Source organism: Aliivibrio sifiae, from assembly GCF_002954715.1.
Lineage (GTDB): Bacteria > Pseudomonadota > Gammaproteobacteria > Enterobacterales > Vibrionaceae > Aliivibrio > Aliivibrio sifiae.
This window is the reverse complement of sequence record NZ_MSCP01000002.1, coordinates 899908-906645: the sequence shown is the minus strand read 5'-3', so window position 1 is coordinate 906645 and position 6738 is coordinate 899908. Positions and strand designations below refer to the sequence as shown.

The following is a 6738-nucleotide window of genomic DNA, read 5'->3' as shown; positions in this document are numbered from 1 at the left end:
GTTATGTGGTAATTAGTAAAAATTAGTTAAGTTGATGATGAAGAAAGTTTTAGAGCATGTATAATTTAACCTTAACTTTATTGGGGGTAATATGAGGTTTTATAAATTTATTGGTTTTTTAATCTTCTTTTCTTTTTCTACTTCAGCTTCATCTGAATTAGAATGGAATAAGAGTGACTGGGGTGAATCTTTATTTTTTAACGAAAACTCAGCAGAGGTTTCAGCATTTGGTACAAATGATAAAGGAGAAACTACCGTTTTTACAGTTGCTAGTCTTGTTTCACTTTCAAAAAACAATCAACAACGTATCTATTTTTTTGTTCAATATGGCGAAGGAAAAGATTGGTTAAATACGTGTACACAGAGTGATTATGAAAAAGTTGGTGAGAAAGCGTACGCGAAAGAAAAAGTGTGGAAAATAAATCATCAAAATATAAAAATGACGACTTATTGCGCGACTACAGATTCAGGTAATTATGAATTATCAGCAACGCCTGCTACAGCCGCAGGTGAGCGTTTTGTTCAAAAGCAGTTCATGAATTCTAATAACACAGTTCATATTGATAATGGTGATTTCAAAATAAATATGAGTGCTATTGGTTTTATGAAAGTCTGGAATAATTTTGGTGGTGATGCGATATAACCACATAACAATTGCATCAACACGATTTACTACACTCGGCATCTCAGATTGTCGGGTGTTTCTCGTTTTAAGGCGCCAATTTTAAGTATAATTGCTCGGTAGTAAACGTGTTATGCAGGCGTTGTGCGTACTGAGTCCGAAATTTTTTGCACGGTTCATCAATAGGATCGCGGCTTTCGTAGTTTCGGCTTAGTAAGCGTGAATTTCTTCTTTGTTGCCTTTTTGCTTTCGTATCGTCAGGTTCGGCAAATTAGCCCTTATTTCCCTAAGTTCAGGCGTTTCAGAAGCTATTTTACGCTTCAATTGTTCTTTGGTTATGCCTCATTTTAGTCAGCATCAGTGTTTTTCTCGCAGCATTTCCAATCCCAATTGTGGCGAGTGTATTTAGTTTATCAGCTCCAAACTAGCTGAAAGCAAGCCGTTCAAATGTCGTTGAAAATGTATCTATTTTCCATTCACTTTCTCTAGCAATTTAAGAACATTTTGTTCGCTTAATTACTATCCGTAAATTAGAATCAGGGCTTAAAAAAATGTTGGCAGGGCAGTTCTTTACCAAGCTAGCCAAGCCGAAAGTAAGCACGCACAACAATCGCATCAACACGATGCTTATTACATTCGGCGTTTTTGGTTTGAAGTGTAATTGGTTTGGTAAAGTTGGTCGTCAGCACGTGTTATGCAAGCGTTGTGCGTACTGAGTCCGAAATTTTTTGCACGGTTCATCAAAAGGATCGCGGCTTTTGTAGTTTCGGCTTAATAGTGTTCATTTCTTCTTTGTTGCCTTTTGATTTTCGTATCATCAGGTTCGGCAAATTAACCTTTATTTCCCTAAGTTCAGGCGTTTCAGAGGCTAATTTACGCTTCAATTGTTCTTTGGTTTTGCCTCATTTTGGCCTGCATCAGTGTTTTCCTCGCAGCATTTTCAATCCCAATTGTGGTTGGGATATTTGGTTTATTAGTTCCAAACTAGCTGAAACCAAGTCGTTCAAATGGCGTAAGAAATATATTTATTTTCCATTTACTTCATCTCGCAATTTAAGAACATTTTGTTCGCTTAATTACTATCGGTAAATTAGAATCAGGACTTAGAAAATCTTGGCAGGGCAGTTCTTTACCAAGTTGGCCAAGCCGAAAGTAAGCACGCACAACAATCGCATCAACACGATTTATTACATTCGGCGTTCTGGGTTTGCCTTGGGTTTAGTGATTAAGGCGGTTAAATTCAGGTTGGTTTGCATGGTAATAAACGTGTTATGCCAGCGTTAAGCGCTAAGGCTCAAATTCATATTTATAGGTAATTCCCTTATGATACTGACATCTTTAATTGATAATACAAGATTGAATAATCGAACTGACCTAGCGATAGAAAGAGGGTTATCTATTCACGCAAGCACAATGGGAAAAAGTATATTATTTGACGCTGGAAGCAGTGAAGCTTTCTGTGATAATGCTACTTTATTGAATGTTGATATTAACAATGTAGACGCAGCCGTTATTTCACATCGTCATCATGATCATTGTAACGGGGTTACTCACTTTTTAGATCGTAATTCGAAAGCTCCGGTGTATTTTCGTGAATGCGAAGAAACCAATTATTTATTCAAAGCATTTGGCTTTAAAAGCAATGTAGGCATAAATAAACAGCTATTGGCCAAAGGTGCTAGTCGACTAATCTTTGTTAATCAAATGACTGAAATTTTGCCTAATATTTTCATTATTACTGATTTAAGTAATAAATATGCTAAGCCAAAAGGTAATAAATACCTTTTTACTGAATCTAATGGTTGCTGTAAACCTGATAGCTTTGATCATGAATTATTACTCGTCGTAAAAGAAAATGATGGGCTTATCGTGTTTACTGGCTGTGCTCATAGTGGTGTTTTGAATATGATAGATACTGCAATTAGTCACTTCCCAAATACAAAAATCAAAGCGGTTGTTGGTGGTTTTCACTTGGTAGGATTACCATTATTTAATAGTATTGGTGGAACTAAAAAGCAGATCGAAAAAATTGGTGAATCTATCTTAAATTATCCAATAGATAAGCTGTATACAGGGCACTGTACAGGAATGAAAGCCTATCATATTTTAAAAGGCGTGCTTGGCGATCGCTTAGAATACTTCCCAACCGGTCGTAGTATTACGATCTAACGTTGGAAGCGCTCAACAATCGCATCAACACGATGCTTATTACATTCGGCGTTTTTGGTTTGAAGTGTAATTGGTTTGGTAAAGTTGGTCGTCAGCACGTGTTATGCAAGCGTTATGGATATGAAATTATGAATAATATTCGAGAGTGGGACTTCTTTAAGGAAGCCGAACCAGAAAAGCAACGTGAACTATTAGAGTTTGTTCAAAAAATAGAAAAACTTAAAAAGTCTAATATTATCGGGAAGCATCACGTCGATGGAGTGGGAACTCTTCCATCGTTAAGAACCTCTAATTATGAAGACTTTGATCTTCGTTCTTGTGTTCATAATTGGAACTCTAACAATGTTGGAATTTCAATAAGTGAAACCCATATATCTAACCCAATTGTTGATGATAAGTATGAATTTATATATTTTCTATTAGATAATAATTCTTTAATTTACGTTGGTCGTACTGTAAATTTGTTCACTCGTGTTGATAATCATGCATCGAATAAAAAATTTGATAGTTTTAAATGGTTATTAGTTGAGAAAACATATGTAGACTTTTTAGAAAGGTATTTTATTGATAAATACAGGCCTTTTGAGAATAGAATTATCCCTAGATATGACATACCTGACATAAAAAATAGTTCATGGATGTTGTTGGGCGCTGAAATCTAGCAGGTATTAATATCCATAACAATCGCATCAACACGATTTGCTACATTCGGCGTTGTCAGTTTGCCTTTAGTTTCAGTGATTAAGGCAGTAAAATTCAGTTAGGTCTGTATCGTAGCAAACGTGTTATGCAGGCGTTATGTGTTGGCGTAAAATGGTAAGTTATGATTATTATTTTATGTAAAATACGCTTTCAATGATGAAGGTGTATTTTTATGAGAATGATATTTTTTAATCCATATGGCTTACTTATTTTATTTGCTATCGGAGCATTTATATACGCAGTCTTATTCGGTGATGATGAAATTAGAGAAGTTGCTTTGAAAATAGGAGCAGTAATTGGGATAATTATTGGTGCTTTGTGGTTGCTTTTTAGATAAGAAGACCTCTTTAAATTTGATATTAATCGATTTTATTGCGAATTATAATTAGGGTGTAATTAATGTTATTCAGTGAAATGTCACAAGATCAACTTTGGGAAATTATTAATAATGATCTTAAAAGATTAAAAACAGCTAGGTATTACCTTACACTTTGCCTTGTGGCAAAAATTAAATACTTATTGTCACTGCTTGACCAAGACTATAAGTATAAAGAATTAATTAATAGCGTATACAGCGATTATAAAGAATCTGAGACTGATGTAAATGGAATTCCGACTGGTGGTTATAACCCGTGGTCTGAAGAAAATCTGAATGGTTTGCAAGATGTTGATATGTTTTGGCGAGATGGATACCATCGAAGTAATGGTGTTTATGTCTCTGGACATTGGGTGAGTAGCCACAACCGTTACCGTTGAGTTAAATACAACACATAACAAAGCAATCAACACGATGCTATTTACATTCGGCATTCGCGGTTTGGAGTATAATTGGTTTTGTAAGTAAGTCGTTCGCACGTGTTATTGCGGCGTTATGTTCTTTTTTGTCTTAATTTTCGTTAACCTACCCAGTAAGGTTGGCTTATATATTCGAACGAGTTCACGTTTTTATACCGGTTAAAAAATAGCTACGCTGTAAAATGATTACATATTATTAGTGAAGGTTTAGGTGATTTATATGTTTTCCCGATTATATTTTTTAGCTTTTGTTTTAACGCTAACTAGCTGTGCAACAACTGAACCTGAATCAAAAAATAGAATAGAGTCACCAGATATAGTTTTCATTATTGGTAATGGCACTAGCATTTATGATATCAAGCTATCTTTAGGTGATGTTGATTTTGAAAATGAAACATTTAAAGACGACTGGTTTTCATCGTTATCATACGAATATACAAAGGATAGGCGCTATATAGTTGGAACAGCAAAAGCTGGAAGTTATATTGCGATTACTTCAACTAAAGCTCAAGATGCTAGTGGAACGCCATTAGGTACATTTACGCCTTGCAATAAAACATTAGTTTTTCGTTTACCTTATGGCGGAGTAAATGTATATGTGACCGATGTTAATTATGAATGGAATAATGTGTCTATTTCTCCAATATATTCAAACCAAATAGAACAAGCGAAAAAAGCTTTTAATACTAATAATATTATACAAACTAGATATCTTCAGCTAAATGCGGATTTGTACAATGATTGTGAAACTCTGAATCCAAATCCTATAATCATGACAAGGCCTATTTAGAACGAACATAACAATCGCATCAACACGATTTGCTACATTCGGCGTTGTTAGTTTGCCTTTAGTTTTGGTGATTAAGGCAGTAAAATTTAGCTTGGTTTGCATAGTAGCAAACGTGTTATGCAGGCGTTATATGCAAAAATGAGTTTATGAGCTAAATAGGGTAGAATTCTATTTTTGAACTGTAGTGAGCTACGAATGAATAAGCCTATCGAACAAAGAATTGGTAATATTGCCTTAGTTGTTGAAAACTATGATGATGCAATTGAATTTTATACTAAAAAACTACAATTTGAACTTGTCGAAGATACTGATTTAGGCGGTGGTAAACGTTGGGTTCAAATATCTCCACCTAATTCAACAGGAACAAATTTGCTATTGGCTCAAGCAAGTAATGATGACCAATTAAAATCAGTTGGCAATCAAGCTGGTGGTCGTGTTTTCTTATTTCTTCAAACTAATGATTTCTGGCGTGACTATGAGTTTATGAAAGCTCAAGGTGTCGAATTTACTGAAGATCCACGTGTTGAAGAATACGGCACAGTTGTTGTATTTAAAGATTTATACGGTACAAAATGGGACTTATTGCAGTTAAATCAAGCTAACTAAGTCTGTAGCATATAACAAATGCATCAACACGATTTGCTACACTCGGCAATCTCAGTTTGCCGGGTGTCTCTCGTTTTAAGGCATCAATATTAAGTATAATTGTTTGATAGCAAACGTGTTATGCAGGCGTTAGATTTTTCTGTGGTCAATTGGAATTGGAGTAGAACTTGTTTCCTAAACAACATGATTTCAAATTTTGTGCGAGCTATAAGCTTGCCGATTCAATAAGAGTAGCTGTCTTCGAGGAGTATTGTGATCCTCCTTTAGATATAGCATCAGATTTCGATAACCAGGTGTTAAAACCAACTAAAAATTCATTACTTCATGACTATATTACACATTATATAAATGAATATTTTTACTTTTATCTTATGGATGCGGGAGGAGGAGAGTGTGCAGGAGATGAAATTACACAGTGGTGTATGGAATATCAATTATCTTTAATGACCCCTGAAGAATATTATATATCAGTAGGTATTGAATGGATTGAAGATGAAACTGATTTATTTGAGTATCATACAGAGTACTTACTTGATTTTGCGTCAAGATCGTTAACTCCTTTAATTCAGACGGAAGTATTTAACTTATTATTTTCTGATCGTTGTTTTTTAATAGAATTTAACAAAGTTATAGCTTTAGAAATTCAAGAGTTAAAAGTAGAAGAATGCCCTAATATTCTTAAAAAAGATGGTGTGGTAAAGCGTGCAACTTATTGGCCTACATGGCTAGAAAGGGCTCTTTTTTGTCGGGAAAAAGGGTTATGTGCAATTTGTAAAACTGATCTCAGTTCTATTTATCATACTGGTGGCAAACTAGCGATAGATCACATGGTTCCTCTTAATCTTGGTGGAATTAATGATGCAAGTAATCTGCAATTATTATGTCAAAAGTGCAATCTTGATAAGTTGGGAGATACTATTGTGACAACTAATTTACATCCCACGTTTTGGTAGTGAAAATCTAACAAATGCATCAACACGATTTGCTACATTCGGCATTCTAGGTTTCTTTGAGTTTACCGTGTTAAGTGGTAAATTTGGGCTTAATCTGCATG

8 protein-coding genes are annotated in these 6738 nt (G+C 34.7%); all 8 read left to right on the top strand.

The window, feature by feature from the left end; genetic code table 11:
• Positions 1-91: 91 nt before the first annotated feature.
• The 8 genes from BTO23_RS15215 to BTO23_RS15180 all read left to right on the top strand — a co-directional run bounded on the left by BTO23_RS15215 (position 92) and on the right by BTO23_RS15180 (position 6637).
• Positions 92-643 (top strand): hypothetical protein, encoded by a 552-nt coding sequence (locus BTO23_RS15215; protein WP_105063921.1) that lies wholly within the window; start codon positions 92-94, stop codon positions 641-643.
• Between the two features lie 1302 nt (positions 644-1945).
• Positions 1946-2791: an MBL fold metallo-hydrolase gene (locus tag BTO23_RS15205; RefSeq protein WP_105063920.1), complete on the top strand. Its 846-nt coding sequence runs from the start codon at positions 1946-1948 to the stop codon at positions 2789-2791.
• A 128-nt stretch (positions 2792-2919) separates the two neighbouring features.
• Positions 2920-3453, top strand: a complete 534-nt coding sequence (locus BTO23_RS15200; protein ID WP_061014393.1) for a GIY-YIG nuclease family protein — start codon at positions 2920-2922, stop codon at positions 3451-3453.
• Positions 3454-3665: 212 nt separating this feature from the next.
• Entirely contained in the window at positions 3666-3830 is a 165-nt protein-coding gene (locus BTO23_RS21390; RefSeq protein ID WP_170066755.1) for a hypothetical protein, read from the top strand.
• A 62-nt stretch (positions 3831-3892) separates the two neighbouring features.
• The gene (locus tag BTO23_RS15195) at positions 3893-4249 is read left to right on the top strand and encodes a hypothetical protein (RefSeq protein WP_105063918.1); all 357 of its coding nucleotides are present in this window, start codon (positions 3893-3895) and stop codon (positions 4247-4249) included.
• A gap of 259 nt (positions 4250-4508) precedes the next feature.
• Entirely contained in the window at positions 4509-5078 is a 570-nt protein-coding gene (locus BTO23_RS15190) for a hypothetical protein (RefSeq protein ID WP_105063917.1), read from the top strand.
• A gap of 195 nt (positions 5079-5273) precedes the next feature.
• On the top strand, positions 5274-5684 hold the full coding sequence (locus BTO23_RS15185; RefSeq protein WP_061030683.1) for a VOC family protein: 411 nt from the start codon (positions 5274-5276) through the stop codon (positions 5682-5684).
• 167 nt (positions 5685-5851) lie between these two features.
• Positions 5852-6637, top strand: coding sequence for an HNH endonuclease (locus tag BTO23_RS15180; RefSeq protein ID WP_105063916.1), 786 nt, complete (start codon positions 5852-5854; stop codon positions 6635-6637).
• The last annotated feature ends 101 nt before the right edge of the window (positions 6638-6738 follow it).

Excerpts from the sequence above, each read along its gene's own strand:
- BTO23_RS15215 (WP_105063921.1), top strand. The coding sequence starts at position 92 with ATGAGGTTTTATAAATTTATTGGTTTTTTAATCTTCTTTTCTTTTTCT.
- BTO23_RS15205 (WP_105063920.1), top strand. The coding sequence starts at position 1,946 with ATGATACTGACATCTTTAATTGATAATACAAGATTGAATAATCGAACT.
- BTO23_RS15200 (WP_061014393.1), top strand. The coding sequence starts at position 2,920 with ATGAATAATATTCGAGAGTGGGACTTCTTTAAGGAAGCCGAACCAGAA.
- BTO23_RS21390 (WP_170066755.1), top strand. The coding sequence starts at position 3,666 with ATGAGAATGATATTTTTTAATCCATATGGCTTACTTATTTTATTTGCT.
- BTO23_RS15195 (WP_105063918.1), top strand. The coding sequence starts at position 3,893 with ATGTTATTCAGTGAAATGTCACAAGATCAACTTTGGGAAATTATTAAT.
- BTO23_RS15190 (WP_105063917.1), top strand. The coding sequence starts at position 4,509 with ATGTTTTCCCGATTATATTTTTTAGCTTTTGTTTTAACGCTAACTAGC.
- BTO23_RS15185 (WP_061030683.1), top strand. The coding sequence starts at position 5,274 with ATGAATAAGCCTATCGAACAAAGAATTGGTAATATTGCCTTAGTTGTT.